Annotated in this window: 21 protein-coding genes; 6 read left to right on the forward strand and 15 right to left on the reverse strand. The window is 59.4% G+C overall.

Annotated elements, in window-relative coordinates:
• The first annotated feature begins 182 nt into the window (after nt 1-182).
• Together ACSMDR_RS17955 and ACSMDR_RS17960 are read left to right on the forward strand one after the other, a co-directional pair.
• Nucleotides 183-1,058: a flagellar protein MotY gene (locus tag ACSMDR_RS17955; protein WP_436469125.1), complete on the forward strand. Its 876-nt coding sequence runs from the start codon at nt 183-185 to the stop codon at nt 1,056-1,058.
• A gap of 74 nt (nt 1,059-1,132) precedes the next feature.
• Nucleotides 1,133-1,906, forward strand: coding sequence for a hypothetical protein (locus ACSMDR_RS17960; RefSeq protein ID WP_436469126.1), 774 nt, complete (start codon nt 1,133-1,135; stop codon nt 1,904-1,906).
• A gap of 79 nt (nt 1,907-1,985) precedes the next feature.
• On the opposite strand, the gene gloA is transcribed toward ACSMDR_RS17960, so the two are convergent.
• The 9 genes from gloA to ACSMDR_RS18005 form a co-directional block, all read right to left on the reverse strand.
• Complete coding sequence (gene gloA / locus ACSMDR_RS17965) at nt 1,986-2,399, reverse strand: lactoylglutathione lyase (RefSeq protein WP_005900964.1); 414 nt, start codon at nt 2,397-2,399, stop codon at nt 1,986-1,988.
• A gap of 3 nt (nt 2,400-2,402) precedes the next feature.
• Nucleotides 2,403-3,044, reverse strand: coding sequence for an endonuclease III (nth, locus tag ACSMDR_RS17970; protein ID WP_436469127.1), 642 nt, complete (start codon nt 3,042-3,044; stop codon nt 2,403-2,405).
• Nucleotides 3,045-3,068: 24 nt separating this feature from the next.
• Nucleotides 3,069-3,788 carry an electron transport complex subunit E gene (locus tag ACSMDR_RS17975; RefSeq protein ID WP_436469128.1) on the reverse strand — a complete coding sequence of 240 codons (720 nt, stop codon included), beginning with the start codon at nt 3,786-3,788 and terminating at the stop codon, nt 3,069-3,071.
• On the reverse strand, nt 3,785-4,423 hold the full coding sequence (gene rsxG, locus ACSMDR_RS17980) for an electron transport complex subunit RsxG (protein WP_436469129.1): 639 nt from the start codon (nt 4,421-4,423) through the stop codon (nt 3,785-3,787). Before rsxG ends, ACSMDR_RS17975 begins: the two co-directional genes overlap by 4 nt.
• A gap of 156 nt (nt 4,424-4,579) precedes the next feature.
• Entirely contained in the window at nt 4,580-5,632 is a 1,053-nt protein-coding gene (rsxD, locus tag ACSMDR_RS17985; RefSeq protein ID WP_005900970.1) for an electron transport complex subunit RsxD, read from the reverse strand.
• 3 nt (nt 5,633-5,635) lie between these two features.
• A complete protein-coding gene (rsxC, locus tag ACSMDR_RS17990; RefSeq protein WP_436469130.1) occupies nt 5,636-7,969 on the reverse strand; it encodes an electron transport complex subunit RsxC in 2,334 nt (777 codons plus the stop codon).
• Nucleotides 7,970-7,971: 2 nt separating this feature from the next.
• Nucleotides 7,972-8,535 (reverse strand): electron transport complex subunit RsxB, encoded by a 564-nt coding sequence (gene rsxB, locus ACSMDR_RS17995; RefSeq protein ID WP_436469131.1) that lies wholly within the window; start codon nt 8,533-8,535, stop codon nt 7,972-7,974.
• Nucleotides 8,536-8,539: 4 nt separating this feature from the next.
• Nucleotides 8,540-9,121: an electron transport complex subunit RsxA gene (rsxA, locus tag ACSMDR_RS18000; protein WP_005909250.1), complete on the reverse strand. Its 582-nt coding sequence runs from the start codon at nt 9,119-9,121 to the stop codon at nt 8,540-8,542.
• Between the two features lie 318 nt (nt 9,122-9,439).
• The gene (locus ACSMDR_RS18005) at nt 9,440-10,738 is read right to left on the reverse strand and encodes a methyl-accepting chemotaxis protein (RefSeq protein WP_436469132.1); all 1,299 of its coding nucleotides are present in this window, start codon (nt 10,736-10,738) and stop codon (nt 9,440-9,442) included.
• A 69-nt stretch (nt 10,739-10,807) separates the two neighbouring features.
• Between ACSMDR_RS18005 and ACSMDR_RS18010 the strand changes: the two genes are divergently transcribed.
• Nucleotides 10,808-11,224 (forward strand): hypothetical protein, encoded by a 417-nt coding sequence (locus ACSMDR_RS18010; protein ID WP_436469133.1) that lies wholly within the window; start codon nt 10,808-10,810, stop codon nt 11,222-11,224.
• Between the two features lie 493 nt (nt 11,225-11,717).
• A complete protein-coding gene (gene fabV / locus ACSMDR_RS18015) occupies nt 11,718-12,911 on the forward strand; it encodes an enoyl-ACP reductase FabV (RefSeq protein ID WP_436469134.1) in 1,194 nt (397 codons plus the stop codon).
• A 163-nt stretch (nt 12,912-13,074) separates the two neighbouring features.
• Here fabV and ACSMDR_RS18020 read toward each other — a convergent pair whose 3' ends face one another.
• Entirely contained in the window at nt 13,075-14,289 is a 1,215-nt protein-coding gene (locus ACSMDR_RS18020) for a pyridoxal phosphate-dependent aminotransferase (protein ID WP_005902980.1), read from the reverse strand.
• A gap of 372 nt (nt 14,290-14,661) precedes the next feature.
• On the opposite strand from ACSMDR_RS18020, the gene ACSMDR_RS18025 reads away from it, so the two are divergent.
• Nucleotides 14,662-14,919: a DUF1653 domain-containing protein gene (locus tag ACSMDR_RS18025; protein ID WP_005902983.1), complete on the forward strand. Its 258-nt coding sequence runs from the start codon at nt 14,662-14,664 to the stop codon at nt 14,917-14,919.
• A 40-nt stretch (nt 14,920-14,959) separates the two neighbouring features.
• On the opposite strand, the gene ACSMDR_RS18030 is transcribed toward ACSMDR_RS18025, so the two are convergent.
• The 5 genes from ACSMDR_RS18030 to ACSMDR_RS18050 all read right to left on the reverse strand — a co-directional run bounded on the left by ACSMDR_RS18030 (nt 14,960) and on the right by ACSMDR_RS18050 (nt 20,186).
• On the reverse strand, nt 14,960-15,223 hold the full coding sequence (locus ACSMDR_RS18030) for a GrxA family glutaredoxin (RefSeq protein WP_436469135.1): 264 nt from the start codon (nt 15,221-15,223) through the stop codon (nt 14,960-14,962).
• A 146-nt stretch (nt 15,224-15,369) separates the two neighbouring features.
• Nucleotides 15,370-16,806, reverse strand: coding sequence for a D-alanyl-D-alanine carboxypeptidase/D-alanyl-D-alanine endopeptidase (gene dacB, locus ACSMDR_RS18035; protein ID WP_436469136.1), 1,437 nt, complete (start codon nt 16,804-16,806; stop codon nt 15,370-15,372).
• A gap of 93 nt (nt 16,807-16,899) precedes the next feature.
• On the reverse strand, nt 16,900-18,708 hold the full coding sequence (gene radD, locus ACSMDR_RS18040; protein ID WP_436469137.1) for a DNA repair helicase RadD: 1,809 nt from the start codon (nt 18,706-18,708) through the stop codon (nt 16,900-16,902).
• 101 nt (nt 18,709-18,809) lie between these two features.
• Nucleotides 18,810-19,847, reverse strand: a complete 1,038-nt coding sequence (locus ACSMDR_RS18045) for an HlyD family secretion protein (RefSeq protein WP_436469138.1) — start codon at nt 19,845-19,847, stop codon at nt 18,810-18,812.
• A gap of 6 nt (nt 19,848-19,853) precedes the next feature.
• On the reverse strand, nt 19,854-20,186 hold the full coding sequence (locus ACSMDR_RS18050) for a DUF3302 domain-containing protein (protein ID WP_005902993.1): 333 nt from the start codon (nt 20,184-20,186) through the stop codon (nt 19,854-19,856).
• Nucleotides 20,187-20,388: 202 nt separating this feature from the next.
• Between ACSMDR_RS18050 and ACSMDR_RS18055 the strand changes: the two genes are divergently transcribed.
• A complete protein-coding gene (locus ACSMDR_RS18055; protein WP_436469139.1) occupies nt 20,389-22,056 on the forward strand; it encodes a mechanosensitive ion channel family protein in 1,668 nt (555 codons plus the stop codon).
• Nucleotides 22,057-22,118: the final 62 nt, after the last annotated feature.

Raw genomic sequence — 22,118 nt, forward strand, 5'->3', positions numbered from 1 at the left:
CTGGTCGCTCCCGGGTGACAGGCGCTCAAGGTTGCCCATGCCCCATGCCCGCCCCTCTGGTCTCGAGCGGCAAAGAATTGCCGCCTGCTCCCTAAAGCTTGTCCGGCGGATGCCGATACAGGCTTGAGAAAGATGAAAGGTGTCCGTGTGACATGGGCGCGGACCTGGCAGAGGAGAGGCGAGTGAAGGCGTGGACCTTGGGATTGATCAGCATGTCGGTGAGCATGCACTTGCAGGCGGGGGTGACCGAGTTTGGCGCCGGCCTGGATCAATCCGTCTGGCGCCTGACCGCAGACAGCCAGGTCGAGTGTCGTCTCGAACACCCCATCCCGAGCTGGGGCACCGGTGCCTTTGTGAGCCGGGCCGGGCGCAAGATAAATCTCGATTTCGAACTCAAAGGGCTGCGTCAGCAGGCGCAGACCCAGACGGTGAGTCTGGGCAGCATGCCTCCCAACTGGCGTCCGGGCCTCGCCGGGCGAGATATCAGCCAGATCCGCTTCTTCAAGCAATTTGACGGCCTGGTCGATGGCCAAACGGCCTGGACCATGCTCGACGAGCTTGAAAATGGTCGCATGCCCACCTTTCAATACCGGGACTGGTATCGTCAGAACCGGGCGGTACGGGTATCGCTCTCCAACGTCAACTTCAGGGTCAAGTACCAGGCCTTCATGGATTGCCTGAACGGCCTCTTGCCGTACAGCTTCAATGACATCGCCTTTAGCGTGCTCACCTATGACAAGAACAGCGACAGCCTGTCGGCTTCCTCCAAGCGCCGGCTTGCCATGATCAGCGAGTTCATCAAGGCGGACAGCACCATTGATGTGGTGGTGATCGACGCCTACAGCGACAGTTATGGCGGACGCTGGCCGAACCAGAAGCTCTCCGAGAAACGCGCCGATGCCATCAAGAAGGTGTTCCTCGATTTGGGGATAGAAGAGGGGAAAATCTCGGTGGAAGGTCATGGGGAGAAGCAACATGTCGCCTCTAACGAGACCGAAGAGGGGCGAGCCAAGAACCGGCGGGTCGTGATCAGCATGGGACGTAGCGGAGCCATCTGATTTTTGTTAGTTTGGGACTCACGGGTGCCGGATAAGGGATGCTGGCGCCATGATGCGATGAGAGATACCCCCAGATGATGAAACTGACAGCCCTAGCAGGCTTGGTATGTACCCTGGCACTGACTGGTTGCGCCAATAGCCCCGACCAACAGGGTCCTTATGTCCAGGAACCCACCATGAGCTGGGCCTGGAACGTCACCGCCTATGGTGGCTACCCCAATCTGATCCGTGACAACCCCTATCGCGAACAAGTCAGCCTCAGCGAGCAAGAGGGCAAGGGTATCATGCTGCCCGGCTCCCTGGTGCAGGCCTATCCGCTGACCCGTGCCAGCGTGGTAACGGCGCCCCTGCGGGATGGCGAAGCCTATGATGATGCCGAGGTGGTGCGCCGCGTCCTGCTTGAGCAGTACCAGATCCGCGAACCCCTTGCCGATGTGAGCCAGGAGCCCATCCGGCTGCAACCCCTGCTGCGTTCCGGCAACCTCGCTGGCCTGACGTGTCATGACTATCAAGCTCCTCTGCTGGTGACGACGATCAGCATTGGCGCCTATACCCACGAGTGTCTGGTGCCGGGTTATGAGGAGTTCAGCGTCTACGTAAAAGCGGTACGTGAAGCCGATGGCAGCGAGTTTGGCCCCATACTGGGTCTCTCCCCGGGACGTTATACCGTGCTGACGGTACGCAGCGACCTGGGGGATCTGCTGGTGCCCCGCGCCTTGCCAACGGTGCCTATCTTCCAGTTCAAAAACGGCATCTATGTGGTCAACAGCAACGAGTTGCCCTTCGTTGCCCCCAATCAGGCGGGCAAGCGGCTGGTATTCCTCGACGGACAGCCCAGCTTGCTGTGACATGGCGGTTTATCAATAGCAGAGGGGGAGCCAATGGCTCCCCCCTTTTGTTATCGTCCCGGCAGCCAGCCCTGGACTATCAGACGCTCTCGCCCAGACCGTGACCAGCATCTTTCTTGGCGATCAGCTCAATCTTGTAGCCATCGGGGTCTTCGACGAAGGCGATGACGGTGCTGCCACCCATGACGGGACCCGGCTCGCGGGTGATCTTGGCACCCGCGGCGCGCAGTGCCTCGCAGGTGGCATAGATGTCGTCGGCTTCCAGAGCGATGTGACCGTAGGCCGAGCCCAGTTCGTACTCGCTCACGCCCCAGTTGTAGGTCAGCTCGATGACGGCCTCATCCTTCTCATCCCCATAACCGACGAAGGCCAGGGTGTACTTGTACTGGCTGTTCTCGCTCTTGCGCAGCAGCGTCATGCCCAGTACGCGGGTGTAGAAATCGATGGAGCGTTGCAGATCGCCAACGCGCAGCATGGTATGCAGAATTCTCATTGCTCAGTTCTCCGGGTAGATTTTTTCTTTGTACTCACACAAGTCTTCAATGATACAGGAGCCGCAGCGCGGCTTGCGAGCGAGACAGGTGTAGCGCCCATGCAGGATCAGCCAGTGATGGACATCCAGCTTGAACTCGGCGGGGACCACCTTGAGCAGCTTCTCCTCCACCTGATCCACATTCTTGCCTGGCGCGAACCCCGTGCGATTAGAGACCCGAAAAATATGGGTGTCCACGGCGATGGTCGGCCAGCCAAAGGCGGTATTGAGCACCACATTGGCGGTTTTGCGGCCCACCCCCGGCAGGGCCTCGAGGGCCTCGCGGTTCTCCGGTACCTCGCCGCCATGGCGCTCCAGCAGGATGGCGCAGGTCTTGATGACGTTCTCGGCCTTGGTGTTGAACAGGCCTATGGTCTTGATGTACTGCTTGAGGCCATCGACCCCGAGCGCCAGTATGCTGGCCGGGGTATTGGCAACCGGATAGAGCTTGTCGGTCGCCTTGTTGACCCCGACATCTGTCGCCTGGGCCGAGAGCAGCACCGCGATGAGCAACTCGAAGGGGGTGCTGTAGTTGAGCTCGGTCTTGGGCGACGGATTGTGTTCGCGCAGCCGCGCCAGGATCTGGCGGCGTTTCTCATTATTCATCTATCGCTCACATGCGGGTTGTATTTATAACTCGGTGGCGCGGGCGCCCGGTGCCGGCACGCTGCAATGGGCCTTCTCTGCCACCTGCTTGCGGCCTAGCCAGTCATTGATGCCATTCTTGGCGGCGATGAGCAGCCCCAGGCCGATAAAGCCGCCGGGCGGCAAGATGGCCAGCAGCAAGGCCGAACCGGGGGCGAAGATTTCGATGCGCAGGGACTTGGCCCAGTCGCCGAGCAGCAGGTCGGCACCATCAAACAGGGTGCCCATGCCGATGATCTCGCGCATGGCGCCGAGCAGTAACAGTACCAGCGTGAAACCCAACCCCATCATCAGGCCATCGAGAACCGCCAGCAGGGGAGGCTGCTTGGAGGCATAGGCCTCGGCCCGCCCTATGATGACGCAGTTGGTGACGATGAGGGCGATGAAGATGCCGAGCGCCTGATAGAGGCCATAGGTATAGGCATTCATCAGCAGCTGCACGCAGGTCACCAGGGAGGCGATGATCATCACATAGATGGGGATGCGAATATCGCGGGGTACCCAGTGACGAACCAGGGAAACCGCCAGGTTTGAGCCTATCAGCACCGCCATGGTGGCCAGCCCCAGTCCCAGGGCATTGGTGAAGGTGGAGGAGACCGCCAGGGTCGGGCAGAGCCCCAGTACCTGGACCAGGGAGGGGTTGTTCTTCCAGAGCCCCTGGAGCATCAGCTCCTTGATTTCGCTACCTTGCTTCTCGTCGCTCATTGGCTCTCTCCGGCACGTTCACAAGAGGGGGCATCTGCCAGCACCTCGGGGTGAGTCTGTTGCAAACGCAGCAGGTTGGCAACCGCCTTCACCACGGCTCTGGGGGTGATGGTCGCACCGGTGAAGGCATCAAAATCACCGCCATCCTTTTTGACTGCCCAGCTATTGGCATTGTCTCCGGTCAGGCTGTGACCGTTGAAGCTCAAGATCCAGTTCGACTTCTTCAGCTCAATCTTGTCTCCCAGCCCCGGGGTCTCCCTGTGCGCCAACACCCGAACCCCGCTCACCTTGCCCGAGGCATCGGTGCCGACGATGAGGCGGATGGCGCCGCTGTAGCCATCGGGGGCGACTGTCTCCAGGGCATAGCCGGTCACCTTGCCTGCCAACATGGCGGTGTAGAGCGGCATGGCCTGCTCGCTACCAAGCATGGGGCTGGTCACCTGCTTGCAGCTGGCCACCAGATCGTTGTCATAACTGCCCGGGGGGATCAGCTCATTCAAGGTGGCGAGCTGCTCTCTTTGTTGCTGATGGGCAATCTTGTCTCGAGTGAGCAGATGGGTCGCCACCACCAGACTGGTGCAGACCAGGGCAAAGAGGGCCAGCGTGAGGCCATTCTTGCGCATGCTGGTTAACATATTGGCACTCCTTGAACGGCACGTGGGCAACGGCTCATTGGCAAGTCTCCCCATCGGACATGAGGGGCGAGCATGGCAAACCATGCCAGGGCGAGGCCGATTTGGGGCGTACCGGCCGGCATGGCGGCACGCCTGGAACGGCGTGGAAAGTGCGGATCATTTGCGGCGCTCCCCATAAGATTTGGGACGAGTCAGGCTGTCAATCATGGGGACGCAAAGGTTGGCCAGCAGCACGGCGAAGGCGATGGCGTCCGGGTAGCCCCCGAACCGGCGGATGAGGTAGATAAGCACACCGATGAGGGCACCATAGACGAGGCGGCCCCGCGCCGTGGTGGAGGCGCTGACTGGATCGGTGGCGATGAAGAACGCCCCCAGCATGGTGGCGCCGCTGAACAGGTGGAACATGGGGGTGGCGGTGACGTCGGGGCTGATGAGATAGCCCAGGGTCGCGGCGCCAAACAGGCTGGCCAGCACGGCGACCGGGATCCGCCAGGCAATCACCTTCTGTTGCAACAAGAAGAGGCCGCCCAGCAGATAACCCAGATTGACCCAGCTCCAGCCGATACCGCCCCAGCCCTCGAACACCGCATGGCTCATGACTTCACTGGCGGTCAGTCCCTGGCCCAACCCCGTCTTGAGGGTATCGAGTGGCGTCGCCATGGTGAGGCCATCCACCCCCTGCTTGAGCTGGGCCATGCTGTAGCCGTCCAGGCTAAAACCGGTAAAGATGGTCGAGACGGCGTCACCAAAGCCGATGCCGTAGGCGCGAATGCTCTCGGGCGGCAGCCAGCTGGTCATCTGCACCGGGAAGGAGACCAGCAGCAGCACATAGGCCACCATGGCAGGGTTGAACAGGTTCTGACCCAGACCCCCATAGAGGTGCTTGGCGATGATGATGGCAAAGGCGGTCGCGACCAGGGTCATCCACCAGGGCAGCAGGGGAGGCAGCGCTATCCCTATCAACACGGCGGTAAGCAGGGCACTGCCATCGAGCAAGGCTGGCTTGATGGGGCGAGCCCGCAGGCGCAGTACCAGCGCCTCGCAGCCGAGCGCCATGACAGCGGCCAGGGCTATCTGGATCAGCGAGCCCCAGCCGAAGAACCAGAGCTGGGCGGCCAGCCCGGGCACACAGGCCAGAATAACCAGCAGCATCAGGGTCTGGGTCTGCTTGCGGTTATGGGCAAAGGGGGCACTGGCAATATTGAACATGACTCAGGTATCCATCTTGCTGTCGGAAATGGTGTCCCGTTCGGCTTTCTTGGCCTTGGCGCGGGCGATGGCGGCGGCAATGGCAGCTTTCTTGGGATCCGCAGTGTCGGGGGCAGACTCACTGCTGGTGGCACTGGGTGGTGCTGGCTCTGCTGCGGGAGCAGCTTCTTCTTGCGCGGCCTTTCTCGCTTTGGCCTTGACGATGGCGGCGGCAATGGCAGCCTTCTTGGGATCCGCAGTGTCGAGGGCGGGCTCGCTGTCACTCACGACTGGGGAAGAGGCTTCGACGGCGACCCCCGGCTCCTCGGCCTTTGCCGCTTTCTTGGCCTTGGCACGGGCGATGGCGGCGGCAATGGCGGCTTTCTTGGGATCCACAGTGTCGAGGGCGGGCTCGCTGTCACTCACGACTGGGGAAGAGGCTTCGACGGCGACCCCCGGCTCCTCGGCCTCTGCCGCTTTCTTGGCCTTGGCTCGGGCGATGGCGGCGGCAATGGCGGCTTTCTTGGGATCCACAGTGTCGAGGGCGGGCTCGCTGTCACTCACGGCTGGGGAAGAGGCTTCGACGGCGACCCCTGGCTCCTCGGCCTCTGCCGCCTTCTTGGCCTTGGCACGGGCGATGGCGGCGGCAATGGCAGCCTTCTTGGGATCCATCGTCTCGGGCGCAGGTTCACCGTCAGCCACGGTAGAGGGGGAGATTGGCAACTCGGCTGCCTTGGCGGCGCGGCGGGCTAGCGCTTCTTGCTTGCGCGCCTCGCGGGCGGCGGCCATGGCGACATTGTCCGGTGCTTCTGCGCCGACGTGAGGGACATCCTGCTTGGCCTTGATCCGCGCCAGTGCTGCGGCCACGGGATCTTCGCCACTGGCGGCGGCCATGGCCTGGCGGCGTTGGGCGGCGGCCTCGGCATGGCGTGCCTCGCGGGCGGCCTTGTCCCGCTCGAAGCGAGCTTGCTTGGCTTCAAAACGCAACCGGGCGCGCTCGGCCTTTTCGGCTTCTTCCCGGGCTTCGCGGATATCATCCTTGGCAATCTTGTAGTACTGCACCAAAGGGATCTGGCTCGGGCAGACCCAGGCACAGGCGCCGCACTCTATGCAGTCGAACAGGTTGAGCTTCTCGGCCTTTTCATACTCTTTGGCCCGGCTGTACCAATAGAGTTCCTGGGGCAGCAGGGTGGCGGGGCAGGCATCGGCGCAGGCGCTGCAACGGATGCAGGACTGCTCGGGTTCGGGGGCTGGCAGCTCGGCCTGGGTTGGCGCGAGCAGGCAGTTGGTGGCCTTGACCACGGGCACCATGGCATGGGGCAAGGTGAAGCCCATCATGGGGCCCCCCATGATCACCCGCTGGCCCGGTTCCGGCTGCAGCTCGAAACGCTTGAGTAGCCAGCGTACCGGGGTGCCAAGGCGCACCCAGGCATTGCCCGGCTGCTTGAAGGCCTCGCCAGTGAGGGTGACGATGCGCTCGATCAGGGGCTCGCCATCCATGACGGCGCGCTTGATGGCGAATACGGTGGCGACGTTGAGCACCATGATGCCGATGTCGACCGCACGACCTCCTTTGGGCACCTGACGACCGGTGAGCAGCTCTATGGTCTGCTTGGCCCCGCCCGAGGGATATTTGGTCGGCACCTCCCGTACCATGATGTCCTCTTCGCTGATCTGCTGGCGCAGGGCATTGGCGGCGTCCGGCTTGTTGTCTTCGATGCCGATCAGGCAGAGCTTGGGCTTGAGCAGGTGCTTGAGTACCCGAATGCCGTCGAGGATCTCGTCGGCGTATTCGCGCATTAGCCGGTCATCCGTGGTGATGTAGGGTTCGCACTCCAGGCCGTTGATGATCAGGATCTCGGTGAGCTGGCCATGGCCATCGAGCTTGCTGTGGGTCGGGAAGACGGCGCCGCCAAGGCCTGCTATGCCGGCACCTTGAATGCGCTCAAGCAGACTGACCCTGTCCAGGTTCCAGTAGTCGGGCTGGGGCTGGCGCTCGCACCAGGCATCCTCTCCATCCGGGATCAGGGTGATGCAAAGATCGGATAAGCCGGAGGGATGGGCGACAGTGTGTTGCCCTATGGCGCTGATGACCCCTGAACTGCTGGCGTGGACCGGCACGAAGCGGCCACGCTCGAAGGCGGTGAGGGGTTGGCCCTTCTTCACCTTGTCTCCCACCTTGACCAGCAGTTCCCCAGCCAGGCCCGCGTGCTGGCGCACCGGTATGATGAGCTCGGGGGGCAGCCCCGCCTGCACCACAGGGTGCTGACTGGATTGATGCTTGTTCTCCGGGGGATGGATGCCGCCATGAAAATCCCACAGAGCCCCGGCCTTGATGCGTTCAATAATAGATTGCATGACTACTCCACCATCTTGACCGGGATAACTACGCTGTTGAGATCCCACTTCCAGTTATCGACCGTGGTGGGCACGGGGATCATCTCGATGCAGTCGGTGGGGCAGGGGTCGACACAGAGATCGCAACCCGTGCACTCGTCGGTGATCACCGTATGCATCGCCTTGGTGGCGCCGACGATGGCGTCCACCGGGCAGGCCTGGATGCACTTTGTGCAACCTATGCACTGATCTTCGTGAATGAAGGCGACCTTCTTGATGGGCACGGCGGCATGGCCGTCCCCCATGGCCAGAGGTTCGACCCCCATGAGATCGGCGATCTTGCGCATGGTGGCGTCGCCACCGGGCACGCATTTGTTGACGGCGTCGCCATTGGCGAGGGCCTCGGCATAAGGCTTGCAGCCCGGATAGCCGCACTGGCCGCATTGGGTCTGGGGCAGCAGGGCGTCGAGCTGATCGACGATGGGATCGGCCTCGACCTTGAACTTGACGGCGGCAAATCCCAGTATCAGGCCGAAGGCCAGGGCCAACAGCGCCAGAACCAGGATGGCAAACAATAAGTGAGTCATAGCGCTATATCTTGATGAGGCCGGTAAAGCCCATGAAGGCAAGGGACATCAGGCCAGCGGTGATCATGGCAATCGAGACGCCGCGAAACGGCGCTGGTATGTCGGCAGCCACCAGGCGCTCACGCATGGCGGCAAACAGCACCAGCACCAGGGCAAAGCCTGCTGCCGCGCCAAAGCCATAGATGATGCTCTGGATGAAGTTGTGGCGCTCGTTGATGTTGAGCAGGGCGACCCCGAGCACGGCGCAGTTGGTGGTGATGAGCGGCAGGAAGATGCCGAGCAGTCGGTAGAGGGTCGGGCTGCTCTTGCGCACCACCATCTCGGTAAATTGCACTACCACGGCGATCACCAGAATAAAGGCGAGGGTGCGCAGGTAACCCACCGAGAGTGGCAGCAGTATGTAGTGCTCCACCAGATAGGAGCAGGCGCTGGCCAGAGTCAGTACAAAGGTGGTTGCCAGCCCCATGCCGATGGCGGTTTCCAGTTTGCCGGAGACGCCCATGAAGGGGCAGAGGCCGAGAAATTTCACCAGCACGAAGTTGTTCACCAGCACGGTGCCAATCAGTAAAAGCAGGTACTCAGTCATCAGATTTGGATTATCCCCTGTGAAGGCGGGCGGTATTATCTGATGTTAGGGGGTCAGAAACAACCGCAAGCCCGCAGGGTTATTATTGAATTCGTTCCAGAGTCGCTGAAAACCCCATGGATGACCACCGCGCGGGTATGGGGATGAAGAGGTGACAAGGCAGGATAGCGTCTAACAGGGCCATTGCAGTGTGGTTTATATGGATAGCCTCAGCTCGGTGGCGCCATCGGGCAGGGAGCTCCTCCCGCCAGATGGCGCCAGATTGCTTCACTTCTCTCAAGGTGTCGCTGGATGCGCCAGCGCGGTCACGACGACCTCTTACAAGGAGAGATTCTTGACGGTATCCGAGACCGAATTGGCATCCTTGATGATCTCCTCGATCACATCCGAAATGACGCCTGCCTGCTCCTGACCCGCAATGGCATTGGTGGATACCACGCCAACTGTCTGGGTGATCCGCGCGGTAATGCTGGAGTTTTGCTTGATAACGGCCCCTATCTCGCTGGTAGAGGTGCTGGTTCTGGCTGCCAGTTGCCGGACCTCGTCGGCGACCACGGCAAAACCGCGCCCCTGTTCGCCGGCGCGTGCCGCCTCTATGGCTGCGTTCAGCGCCAATAAATTGGTTTGATCCGCGATGCTGCTGATGGTGGAGATGATGGCTTCGATGCTTCTCGATTGCTGGTTGAGCAGTTCAATCTGGCTGGCCACATCACTGACGGAAGTGTTGATATGGTTCGATGTGGTTAACACCTGGTCGATCACCTGGCGACCCTTGGCGGCGCTGGCCACCGTCTCGCCGGCAATGGTGCAGGCAGTGTGGGCGGCTTCCTTGATGGAGAGGGATTTCTCTACCCGCTCCGTGATGTCGCTGGCCAGCTTGATGATTTTGACCACCTTGCCTTCGTGGTTGAAGATGGGGTTGTAAGTGGCCTCGAGCCAGATCTTCTGTCCTTGTTTGCCAAAGCGCATGAAGAGCCCGGTTTTGATGTCGCCAGAGCCCAGATCGCGCCAGAAATGGGGGTTTTTCTTGTAAAAATCCTCATCACAGAATTGGCGATGAGACTTGCCGGTCACCTCTTCGAGCCGGTAGCCGAAGCAATCGAGGAAATTTTGATTGGCGGTGATGACGGTGCCATCGGGCTCGAAATCGATGACGGCCAAGGACTTGTCCAGCGCGGCCAGCAGGGCTTGGGTGCGCTCCAGTGACGACTGCTGCTCAGTGACGTCCGAGGCCACCTTGGCCACCTTGACCACCTTGCCATCGACCATGATGGGGAAATAGGTCGCTTCGAGCCAGACGGCCTTGCCTGACTTGGACTGGCGGATGAAGCGGCCATTGCGAAAGGTGCCGTTGCGAAGGTCTCGCCACAAGGACTCATAGTCGTGCGTCTTCACATCATCGGGGAAACAGAGGGCGCTGTGATGCTGACCAATTACCTCATCCCGATTGAAGCCCACTATATTCAAAAACATATCGTTGACGAAGGTGACAATGCCTTCGGGGGTGAACTGGATATAGGGAACCTGAGATTGGATGGCTTGCGAAAACGCATCCAGGTCGGCCATCCGTGCCGTTTTCTCAATGCTGTCCTGATCGTCCGTGTGTTTCCAAAACATAATAGTGTTCCTCCATGAACTCCTAGTGAGACAACGACAGTTAAGTTGACTGATTAGACAGTAGCATTAATGCGTGGAGGATCTTGCGCTTGGAAACGCTATTTTTATTCAATCGATGATTCATTTGTTGAGCTGAATTTACCCTCCCTGCATGGGGAGACCCAGTTGAAGTTGACGCAGGGATGGCCCGTAAGCAGCCGTGTGCATTGGTGCTGGGCAGAGGGTAATGATGATCATCGCTTTATCAGGGACGCGGCGCTCATCGCCAGCGGTAATACAGGGGAGAGGAGGCCATTTGTGTTGAAAGACTGTGAGGACTGGCAGGCGCAGAAAAAGCGTCGTTTGCCGAATATGCTCAATGCCCAAGGTGTTTTCAATCAACAAGAGACAAGCCTTACTCACACCTCCTTTAATAACGGACTGACATTAATGTCGGTCGTCTGGGGTAAGGCGCCCGTTTATGGTCCGGCAGCATCATGCCCATGATGCTGCAAATATTAATCACCATGCTTAATCCATCATTTACTGCACCATTGCCAGACGCCTCGTTGAACCAGTCTGAAATAATGAATGAAAAGCGATAGGCCAGTCCGGTACTCCCTTGATCACCCGTTGGTGCTGATTGCGATTCAGAGGGGAAGGTAAGTTTCGGCTGGGATCGCCGGCGAGACACGTTGAAAACGGATGACGGTGGCGGCTTGCCCAGACAGGCAGTGGCAGTCGAAGAGGTCATGGTGGTCTCTTCGCCCAAAGCCATCAGCACCGCACGATGCAACTACCGCTTGAGCTGTGGGTTGCATCGCAGGCCGCCCATCCATGATGCGGGACCCGGTTTCATGGGGCTGTGCCAGACTGATCGCTCAAATTGGCGTCATCATGCTGGATTTCCCCGCAGTTCAACACATCAGAGCACCATAAGGGGTCACAATGAGGTATCTTATGTCCCGATTTCATTCCTTTAACGGTGTCGAGACCTCCCATGATAATAAAACCCAAGGTTCGCGGCTTTATCTGTACCACCACTCACCCGGTCGGTTGTGAAGCCAATGTTCGTCGTCAGATTGCCTACACGAAAGCCAATGGCGCCATTGCCAATGGTCCCAAGAAGGTGCTGGTGATCGGCGCCTCCACCGGTTACGGTCTGGCCTCACGCATTGCCACCGCCTTTGGCTCCGACGCCGCGACTATAGGTGTCTTCTTCGAAAAGCCAAGCTCCGAGACCAAGACCGGCTCTGCCGGCTGGTACAACTCCGCCGCCTTTGACAAGGCGGCCAAAGAGGCGGGTTTGTACGCCAAGAGCATCAATGGCGACGCCTTCTCCCATGAGTGCCGCGCCAAGGTCATCGAGCTCATCAAAGCCGATCTGGGTCAAATCGATCTGGTTGTCTACTCCCTGGCCTCACCGGTGCGCAAGATGCCGGATACCGGTGAAGTGGTGCGCTCCGCCCTCAAACCCATCGGCGAGACCTACACCACCACCGCCATTGACACCAACAAGGATCAAATCATCACCGCCACCGTCGAGCCGGCGAACGAGGAAGAGATCCAGAACACCATCACCGTCATGGGCGGTCAGGATTGGGAGCTGTGGATGGCTGCCCTGCGCGATGCCGGCGTGCTGGCCGATGGCGCCAAGTCCGTGGCTTACTCCTACATAGGCACAGACCTGACCTGGCCCATCTACTGGCATGGCACCCTGGGCCGCGCCAAGGAAGATCTGGACCGCGCTGCCGCCGCCATCCGTGGCGATCTGGCGGCCAAGGGTGGCACCGCCCATGTGGCCGTGCTCAAATCCGTGGTGACCCAGGCATCCAGTGCCATTCCGGTCATGCCGCTCTATATCTCCATGGCTTTCAAGATCATGAAAGAGAAGGGCATTCACGAAGGCTGCATGGAGCAGGTGGACAGATTGATGCGCACCCGTCTCTACACCGGCGATCTGGCCCTGGATGACAAGGCCCGCATCCGCATGGATGACTGGGAACTGCGTGAAGACGTGCAGCAGACCTGCCGGGATCTCTGGCCCTCCATCACCACGGAGAACCTGTCCGAGCTTACGGATTACACCGGCTACAAGCAGGAGTTCCTGCGCCTGTTCGGGTTCGGTCTGGACGAGGTGGATTACGATGCAGACGTCAATCCCGACGTGAAGTTCGACGTGATCGAGCTGTAATCCCGCTCGAGATACCGTCATGAGAAAGGGCCCTGTCTACTACAGACAGGGCCCTTTGCTATGGGCGGTCAGAGGGGGCAGGCACTCTGCTTTTGCGCGGGGGCATAGCATCAATGCAAGAGGCTCCCGTGGGAGCCTCTTCTTTGCGAGTCGCTTGACCGACTTACTGCTTGTAACTCTTCAAGAAACGGGCGAGGCGACCAATGGCCTCTTCCAGCTCCTCCTCTCGCGGCAGGAACACCAGCCGGAAGTGATCCGGGGCCGGCCAGTTGAAGCCGGTGCCCTGCACCAGCAGCAACTTCTCCTGCTGCAGCAGGTCGAACACCATCTTCTGGTCATCGCGAATGTCGTACACCTTGGGATCGAGGCGCGGGAACATGTAGAGTGCCCCCTTGGGCTTGACGCAGGAGACGCCGGGGATCTCGTTCAATAGCTCCCAAGCCTTGTCCCGCTGGCGGCGCAGTCGTCCACCCGGCAGGATCAGCTCGTTGATGCTCTGGTAGCCACCAAGTGCCGCCTGGATGGCATGTTGCATGGGGACGTTGGAACACAGGCGCATGGAGGCCAGCATCTCCAACCCTTCTATGTAGCCCTTGGCCCGGCCCTTGGGCCCGGTGATGACCATCCAGCCCTGGCGGAAACCACAGGCGCGGTAAGCCTTGGATAGACCATTGAAGGTCACCACCATCACATCGTCACACAGGGTGCAGACGCTGGTATGGGAGATGTCGTCGTAGAGGATCTTGTCGTAGATCTCGTCGGCGAAGATGATGAGGTTGTGCTGACGAGCGATTTCAATAAGCTCCAGCAGGAACTCGCTGCCGTAGACGGCGCCGGTCGGGTTGTTGGGGTTGATCAACACCAGGCCGCGGGTGCGCGGGGTGATGCGGGCACGGATATCATCTAGGTCCGGATACCAATCGGCCCCTTCATCGCAGCGATAGTGCACCGCATGGCCGCCGGAGAGGGTGACGGCGGCCGTCCACAGCGGATAGTCGGGGGAGGGCACCAGCATCTCGTCGCCGTTGTTGAGCAGGGCCTGCATGGCCATGACGATAAGCTCGCTCGCGCCGTTGCCGATGTAAATGTCATCGACATCGACCTTGCGCATCCCTTTTTGCTGGTAGTACTGCATCACGGCCTTGCGGGCGGAGAAGAGTCCTTTGGAATCGCAGTAGCCCTGGCTCTGGGGCATGTTGAGGATCACATCCTTGATGAGTTCCTCTGGGGCCTCGAAACCGAATGGAGCCAGGTTGCCGATGTTGAGCTTGATGATGCGGTGGCCTTCGTCTTCGAGACGGCGAGCCTCTTTATGCACCGGGCCGCGAATGTCGTAACAGACATCGTCGAGCTTGTGCGACTTGTCGATGGTGAGCATAGTGACTGAAATCCCCTGGGACGCGTTGGCGAAAAAGGCATTCTTAGAATCAAATATCTTTGTCCCTATTCTTCACAGAATTGAATGCCAGAACAATCCTCTTTTTAGAATAATTCCCTGATTTTTATCTCTAAAACAGGGTTGCCAGTTTGTTATTTTTAGCATTTTCGTTTGATAATATTCCATGTTGCCAGTGAAAGATGGTGTCAGGGTGGCATATCAACCTTTACTGTGTTGAATTAGCCCTTGCTTGTGGCACGATTAGCTTGAGTGAGAAAGTGTCGTTTGGGATCCTGGCTGGCATCACAGCGTATCGGTTCTCAAGCAGAGCTTGGCAACCCCCACAGACGGGCACCCAATTAGGAGGAGAAGATGGCACCGGAAATCCAGACCCCGTTACCTGCGCCGGGTCGTTATCGTCATTGCAAGGGAGGTTACTATCGCGTGCTCACCCTGGCCTGGCACAGCGAAACCCGGGAACGGCTGGTGATCTATCAATCCGAGCAGGATGGGGTTGTCTATGCCCGCCCCGTTGCCATGTTTATGGAGCAGCTAACTCTTGAGGGGCAGCGGGTGAGCCGTTTTACGCCGGTGGCGGACCAAGCCATAGGGCGGGATCCCCAATCCTGAAAAAGGCGCCATCAGGCGCCTTTTTCATGTCGACATGAACTTACTGACTGAGACCGAGATTGGCTCTGGCATATGCTTCGAAATCGGTACAGCCACCGATGTGCTGCTCGTCCAGGAAGATTTGCGGAACTGTGGTGACGGGTTTACCCGCCTTGGCGGCCAGATCATCCTTGGTGAGCCCAGCTACCTGGATATCGACATATTTGAAGTCAAAATCGTCTCGCTCCTCGTGCAACTGCTCGGCCAGCATCTTGGCGCGCACGCAGTAGGGGCAACCGGGACGACCATAAATTTCTACAAACATCTTCTCTCTCCGTTGATACGAGGGCATTGATATGGGACAGGGCACAGCATAGCGGTGCCCCCGGGTCAGTCAAAGTGGAAATTGTCGATGCCTGCGTTCGCCTTGTTCGATAAGGCCTGCTCTGTTGGCACGGTGACATTCGCCGTTCACGGACGATCGACGATCTGAAGTGGCTGCTGCTGGTAGATACCTTCCAGTATGCCTTTCTCAAAAACAGTCCATGGCCAGGGCGCCTTGCTGGCGCGATAGCGCTCATGGGTGGCGGGATCCTGGGATAGGCCACGCTGGAATACCACAAAGGCTTTGCGCTGTCCCCCGGCGGTATCGATGAAACCGGCCAGATTTGAGGTGCCGGTGATGGTGCCTGTCTTGGCATGCACCTTGTTCTTCATCATGGGGGCGGTGACGCTGCGCCGCCACGCCAGAGTGCCGTCAACCTGGGAGCTGGGCAGTAGCTTGATAAATCCGAGCTGGGCATCGTTGCGCTGGATAAAGTTCAGCACTGACAACATCTGACGGGCGCTGATGAGGTTGTGAGCTGATAGGCCAGAGCCGTCGGCCAGGGTCGCATTGCCCAAGTCTATGCCCTGTTTGGTCAGGATGGCGCGCACCGCCATGGTACCGCTGCGATAGCTGCCCGGCTTGTTGTAGTAGTGGCGTCCCACGGTTTTGAGGAAGGTATCGGCATAGGTGTTGTCGGATTTCTTCAGCATCTTGGCCAGCATGACCGGCAGCGGGGCTGAATAGTGGGTCGCCAGCGTCTCGGCGCCCTCTGGCGCTTTGTGGGTCACGCGCAGCAGGCCGTCATGCTTGACCCCGGCCCTGTCCATGGCCCAACGAATGTTGTCCCAGCCCCAGGCTTCCACATCGTGGATGGCAAAACGCAGCCCCTGGGGCTCCTTGTTCGGGGTGATGCAGCCCTTGAGTTCGTAATGATTTCCCTTGGCCATATCAACTTCCAGTGCGCAGAACTGGCGTGCCATATCCCCATACGTCATCACGTCCACATTGTCGGCGCTGATGCTGATGGGCACCCCGGTGGCGACATGGCCCGTGGCAGGCCCGCCTATCTGGGTGGCGCTGACTGTGCCATAAGCACAATTCTTGTCGATGATGACCGCAGAGACGGGGGCGGCGAAGCAGAGGGTCTGATCCCCCCAGGACCAGCCGTTGCCGCGTTCATAGCCGTTGTAGGCCCCGGTATTGACATGGACATTACCCTTGATGCGGGTGACGCCAAGTTGCTTGAACAGGGCGAGCAGATCCATGCGCGACAGGGTGGGGTCACCGACGAAGTTGATCCAGAGGTCGCCATTGATGAGATCCCCCTGTTTGCTGCCCGGCTTGACCTGGATCTCGGTCGCGAAGCGAAAATCGGCACCCAGCTCGAGTCGGGCCGCCAGGGCCGTCAGCACTTTCATGGTGGAGGCCGGGGCTATCATGTCATCGGCGTGGCGAGCGTACTCGACGCCATTGTTGCCCTGCACTATCACGGCATATTGGCCCCCCTGGGGCGGGGTCAGCGGGGCAGCCTGGGCCGCCAGGGAAACGAAAGCACAAAAACCTATCAAAAACCGCTGCATAAAAACCTCTGTGTTAGCCGAGGATGTCGGCGATGCGGTACCGCTCCTCAGAATCGAAACATTTTCATCTTTTATCTGCCAGTCGGTCTGACGTTAGCCAAGGTCATTGGCGGTGCGGTACCGGCCGTCATAATCAAAAATTTTCTCTTTCACCTGCCAGAAGCGTCCAGACTTGCGCGCGATGACAAAATCGGGATGACGAAACTGGGCCTGTGCCGCAAGGACGCTATTCAGGGTGGTGAATTCGGGCTCAAGGCCCGGAGCGCGCCAATGATGACGCACAAAGGCCCGTTGAAACAAGCGTCGTGCCCCTGGGCTGTGGAAAGAAAAATACTCCATCAGGGTCAAACCATCCTCATCGTGATAGGTCACCTCCAGCCGCTCCCCCTGTTTGCCACGGCCGGCGGCCAGGGTCAGCCCGGCGGCGCGGATCACCATACAGTCCTTGAGATTGAGGGCGGCTTTGAGCTTGTCATCCGGGTCGACCAGCAGTTGGTCACACTCGTGGCAGCGGCGGGCCGCGATGTCGTTCTCGCTGCCACAACCGGGACAGATCTTGGCGCGAAAGCGGTAGTCGCACTCTTCCCGCGCGCCCTCCTCGTCTTCGAAAAAGCCCTGGCAGCGTCGGCCATAGTGCTCTATCACCTTGCCATCCTCATCCGTCTTGCCCCAGAAGGTGTTGGCAAAACCGCAGGCGGGGCAGGGTACTTGCACAGGTTCGGTGCCGGCATGGGGCCTGGGCTCTCCGACCTCCGGGGCGAACAGGTTGAAGTTGTTGCCGGCGTAATCGAGTACCAGGCAATCCGTCTTGCCGGGGGAGAGGCGCAGGCCGCGCCCGACTATCTGCTGATAGAGCGAGACAGATTCGGTGGGGCGCAGCATGACGATGAGATCGACATGAGGGGCGTCGAAACCTGTGGTGAGCACGGAGACGTTGACCAGGAACTTGATGTCGCGGGCCTTGAAGCCATGAATGAGGGCATCGCGCTCAGGGCCAGGGGTCTCGCCGGTGATCAGGGCCGCGTGCTGTGCCTTTGCAACAAGCAGGCCCTGGATCTCCCGGGCATGTTCGACGGTGGCGGCAAAGACCATCACGCCCTGGCGATCTTTTGCGTACTCCAGTACCTGATTGATGATGTGAGGAGTGACCCGTTGCTGGCGCTTGAGTTCGCCATTGAGATCCGCCTCGCTGAACAGGCCATTGCCCTTGGGAATCAACTTGCTGAAGTCGTAGTGGACTATGGGGGCATCAACCAATCGGGGTGGCGTGAGATAACCGTTTTTTACCATGAAGCGCAGCGGCAATTCGAACACGCAGTCGCCAAACAGCCGCTCACCCTGACTGCGCACCATGCCGTGATAGTGGCGCCGGTAAATCCAGCCCAACCCCAGTCGGTAGGGGGTGGCGGTGAGCCCGAGGATCTTGAGGGCCGGATTGGCGATTTTAAGATGGTCGATCACCTGATGGTATTGGCTCTCATCATCCAGTGATACCCGATGGCACTCGTCGATGATGAGCAGGGAGAAGCCCCCCGTAGCACTGGCTGTCTCTACCGGGGAGGAGGCCGCTGGCGCTGCGGGTTCGAAGGCGGCCAGATTGCGCGCCACAGACTGCACTGAGCCAAATACCACCTGGGCTTTGGCATCCTTGCGATCCAGCCCGGCGGCGAAGATGTCTGCCGTCAGTCCCCAGGACTCATATTTGCCGTGGTTTTGTTCCACCAGTTCCTTGACGTGAGCGAGCACCAGGACCCGCCCCCTGGCTTTGCGGGCCAGCTCTGCAATCACCAGACTCTTGCCGGCCCCGGTGGGCAGTACTACCACGGCGGGATCCGGGTGTTTGCGAAAATGCTGGATGACGGCGTTGACGGCGTCTGTCTGGTAGGGCCTTAGCACGAACATGATAGGGACGCTGGCTGATAAAGGGCTGGCGGGCATTATAGGGAGGGGAGGGCCTGGGCACAAATGACAGCGGGCCAGTCAGACTGGCCCGCTTGGGGTGATCAATGGAAGGGGAACAGGTAGTTGAGCCAGCTACCCATGCGCATCAGGATTTTACGCATGATGGCCACATGGTGGACATGTTCGGTGTAGATGGCGGCCTGGCCACTGGAGCCGGCGATCACCTGATACTTGGCCCACTCGGGATCGGTGATCTCGAGGACGATGGGCAGGCGACCCGGCAGTTGCGCCGTGGTCTGGTCGATGAGGCCCGTCTGAGCCTGAATGTTGCCCGGCGCCATGGCGGGGATCACGGACTGCACCTTGGCTTTGAAGATCCGGCCTGGGATGCCGTCCAGCACCACTTCAGCCTCGTCCCCTGCCTTCAGGCGCTGCATGCTGTTCTGCCAGAACCAGCCGACGTAGGAGTTGGCATCTTCATGGATGAAGGTCATCACGGGGCGATACATGAAGGGGGCGGCGATCATGCCGGGGCGCAACGCCAGTTGCACGATATGGCCATCGCTTGGGGCATAAACGACGGTCTGTTCCAGCGTATATTTGGCCTCATTGAGCTGCGCCTGCAGATCATCGATGGTTGCTTTTTGCTGATCTTGCTGGGCGCCGATGTCATCCACGTTGGCTTGCGTTACATCGAGGTCCCGCTGCTTGCCAATACCCCGACGCAAAAGCTCCCGTGCCCGATCACGATCCAGGCTGGCAGAACGCAGCCTGGCATCAAGCGCTTTGAGATAATCCTGGTTGGAGAGCAGGCGGGCCGTCAGACTTGCGACCTTATGTTCGAAAGGCTCGGCCTCTATCCGAAACAGCACATCGCCCTTTTTCACCTTCTGATTGGGTTTGACGGCCACTTCGCTGACGCGTCCCTTGACCAGAGGCACTATGGGGGTGGAGACGTAGTAGTTGCGTGACAACTCCGAATAGGGGTGGTTGTAATTCATCAGTACGATGAGCGCCCCTATGATGAAGATACCGCCCAGCACGGCCGTTGGCACAGTCCACTTGTTGAGCGGGATCTTGAATACCTTGAAAATCCCGACGCAGATGGCCGTGTAGGTAAGAATAAGTAGCAAATCCATGAGTGATTACCTGTTTTCGGTCTGTTCGAGCGTGGCCATACGGGCTTGCAAAGCGGCAAGTTCTTGCTTGAGCGTGGAGATGTCCTCTTCGTCCTTTTGCAGACGTTGATTGAATCCCCAGCCCCGATCCGGGCGATAGAGCGTGGCCCAGATCCACAGGAATGGCCAAAGCACATGCAATGTGAACAGACTGACCCAACCCGCCACGTGAATGGCATCCTGATGTGGGTGCTGGCGGTGTTTGGCTATTTCATAAGGAATGTCGTGAATAATGATAATTCCATAGAACATGACCAAGACGACGAATACCAAGATCCCCAAGGCAATGTAATCAAGCATCTTCAACTTCTCCCATCTAAATTGCGAGGTGACACTCTCATCTCGCATCCACAGTGTCAGCGGCACATGATGACAGCATATTACCGCGGCGCAAGACTGCATAGAGCGGAGTCAATATACTGGTACAGCTTAGGTTCATTGGTAGGTTATTAATCACGCAGAATCGTTTTTTTCTGTAAAATCAAACAAGAAATGGATTCGGATGCATGAGAAACAGGAAGATGGGGGCGTGATGAAGATACTGTGCAAAATGAGTCTGTGGTTGACCGGTTTGCTGCTGACTTTCCTGTTGTTGGTGCGAGTAGGCTGGGCGGCAGAGCCCAGGCGAGAGCCCACCGAACAAGAGCTGGCCCGGACCCTAGTGCTGCTCCATGAGCCCATCGTCATGTTCCAGGCCAAGCTGGGGAGTCTGGATGGCGCCGATCGGGTGCGTTGGGTTCATGAGCGTCTCGACACCATGAGTGCGGACGATTTGCAGACCCCCATTACCGTCGTTGCGAGTCAGCGACTCGGTTATGACACCCGGGAGTTCCTGGTCAACGGCAAGCGCGTCCTGATGCTGGTGGACAAGGATCTGGACGACCTCGATGAACTGACTCTGGATCAAGCGGCCGATCGCGTACAGGGACGGTTGGAAGAGGTGAGGCTCAAGTATCTGGAGCTGCATTCCACGCCCTATTTGCTCAAGGCCACAGGCAAGGCCCTGTTGGCCAGTCTGGTGTTCTTTGGCGCAATTTGGTTGCTGCAATGGTGCCATCGCCGAGTCAGGAAGTGGCTCGCCAACCGCCTGCTGTTGCAAAAAGGGCTGATCCCTCACCAATGGCGCCAGGTCGCGGGCAATGTCGAGGTGAGAATACTGGGCCTGGTCAGTCTGCTGGTGGTGTCCATGTTCACCTATGGTTGGCTCACCTATGTGCTGGGCCTCTTCCCCCAAACTCGGGCCTGGAGCGATCGGCTCGGCAGCTCCCTGTTTTCTCTGTGTGCCGATATGCTGGATGGCATCATGGCCGCCATGCCCGGTTTAGTGACAGTGATGCTGATATTCGTCATGACCCGAGTCTTCATTCGCATGCTGGCCATCATTTTTGATCGTGTCGAACGCGGTCAGTTGCGGATGCAGGGGCTGCATGCCGAGACGGTGGGCGCGACTCGCCGCCTGCTCTCCGTGGTGATCTGGCTGTTTGCCCTGACGGTGGCCTACCCCTATCTGCCCGGCGCCAATTCGGACGCCTTCAAGGGGGTGAGTGTCTTCTTCGGTCTCATGGTGACCCTGGGATCGGCAGGGATCATGAACCACGCCATGAGTGGCCTGGTGCTCATCTATTCTCGCGCCCTGCGTCCAGGTGATCTGGTGCAGATAGGAGAAGTGGAAGGGATGGTGACCGAACTCAGCGCCCTTTCGACCAAGCTGGTGACGCGCCAGGATCACGAGGTAACCCTGCCCAACGCCGTGGTCGTGGGCGGCAAGGTGGTCAATCTCACCCGCCTTGCCGGGGAGAAGGGGGTGGCCCTGCTCACCAAGGTGACCATAGGTTATGACACTCCCTGGCGTCAGGTGCATGCCATGCTGGAGCTGGCGGCCCGGCGCTGTGAGCGGCTCAATCAGGAAGAAGCCCCCCTGGTACGTCAGCTCAACTTGCAGGACTGGTATGTGGAGTACGAGTTGCAGGTGCGCATGAAGGCGGGGTTGCTGCCCGCCGTGGTCAAGACCGAGCTCCATGGCCACATCCAGGATGTGTTCAATGAGTTCGGGGTGCAGATCATGTCCCCCAATTTCATTGCCCAGCCCGAGCAGGCTGTGCTGGTGGCCAGGGAGCAGTGGTACCAGGCGCCGGCAGAAGCGCCCAAGGGCCAGGAGCCTGGCAACTGAGCCATGGGCGTCGCGTCTCACGCGGCGTTACAAATGAAAAGGCCCGGCAGCGATGCCGGGCC

Origin of the sequence: Aeromonas molluscorum (assembly GCF_051376105.1) — a bacterium.
GTDB lineage: Bacteria > Pseudomonadota > Gammaproteobacteria > Enterobacterales > Aeromonadaceae > Aeromonas > Aeromonas molluscorum.

Excerpts from the sequence above, each read along its gene's own strand:
- rsxB (WP_436469131.1), bottom strand. The coding sequence starts at position 8,535 with ATGACTCACTTATTGTTTGCCATCCTGGTTCTGGCGCTGTTGGCCCTG.
- ACSMDR_RS18025 (WP_005902983.1), top strand. The coding sequence starts at position 14,662 with ATGGCACCGGAAATCCAGACCCCGTTACCTGCGCCGGGTCGTTATCGT.
- rsxD (WP_005900970.1), bottom strand. The coding sequence starts at position 5,632 with ATGTTCAATATTGCCAGTGCCCCCTTTGCCCATAACCGCAAGCAGACC.
- dacB (WP_436469136.1), bottom strand. The coding sequence starts at position 16,806 with ATGCAGCGGTTTTTGATAGGTTTTTGTGCTTTCGTTTCCCTGGCGGCC.
- rsxA (WP_005909250.1), bottom strand. The coding sequence starts at position 9,121 with ATGACTGAGTACCTGCTTTTACTGATTGGCACCGTGCTGGTGAACAAC.
- gloA (WP_005900964.1), bottom strand. The coding sequence starts at position 2,399 with ATGAGAATTCTGCATACCATGCTGCGCGTTGGCGATCTGCAACGCTCC.
- rsxC (WP_436469130.1), bottom strand. The coding sequence starts at position 7,969 with ATGCAATCTATTATTGAACGCATCAAGGCCGGGGCTCTGTGGGATTTT.
- ACSMDR_RS18020 (WP_005902980.1), bottom strand. The coding sequence starts at position 14,289 with ATGCTCACCATCGACAAGTCGCACAAGCTCGACGATGTCTGTTACGAC.
- nth (WP_436469127.1), bottom strand. The coding sequence starts at position 3,044 with ATGAATAATGAGAAACGCCGCCAGATCCTGGCGCGGCTGCGCGAACAC.
- ACSMDR_RS18055 (WP_436469139.1), top strand. The coding sequence starts at position 20,389 with ATGCATGAGAAACAGGAAGATGGGGGCGTGATGAAGATACTGTGCAAA.
- ACSMDR_RS18005 (WP_436469132.1), bottom strand. The coding sequence starts at position 10,738 with ATGTTTTGGAAACACACGGACGATCAGGACAGCATTGAGAAAACGGCA.
- ACSMDR_RS18050 (WP_005902993.1), bottom strand. The coding sequence starts at position 20,186 with ATGCTTGATTACATTGCCTTGGGGATCTTGGTATTCGTCGTCTTGGTC.
- ACSMDR_RS18010 (WP_436469133.1), top strand. The coding sequence starts at position 10,808 with ATGCGTGGAGGATCTTGCGCTTGGAAACGCTATTTTTATTCAATCGAT.
- rsxG (WP_436469129.1), bottom strand. The coding sequence starts at position 4,423 with ATGTTAACCAGCATGCGCAAGAATGGCCTCACGCTGGCCCTCTTTGCC.
- ACSMDR_RS18045 (WP_436469138.1), bottom strand. The coding sequence starts at position 19,847 with ATGGATTTGCTACTTATTCTTACCTACACGGCCATCTGCGTCGGGATT.
- ACSMDR_RS18030 (WP_436469135.1), bottom strand. The coding sequence starts at position 15,223 with ATGTTTGTAGAAATTTATGGTCGTCCCGGTTGCCCCTACTGCGTGCGC.
- ACSMDR_RS17960 (WP_436469126.1), top strand. The coding sequence starts at position 1,133 with ATGATGAAACTGACAGCCCTAGCAGGCTTGGTATGTACCCTGGCACTG.
- ACSMDR_RS17975 (WP_436469128.1), bottom strand. The coding sequence starts at position 3,788 with ATGAGCGACGAGAAGCAAGGTAGCGAAATCAAGGAGCTGATGCTCCAG.
- fabV (WP_436469134.1), top strand. The coding sequence starts at position 11,718 with ATGATAATAAAACCCAAGGTTCGCGGCTTTATCTGTACCACCACTCAC.
- radD (WP_436469137.1), bottom strand. The coding sequence starts at position 18,708 with ATGTTCGTGCTAAGGCCCTACCAGACAGACGCCGTCAACGCCGTCATC.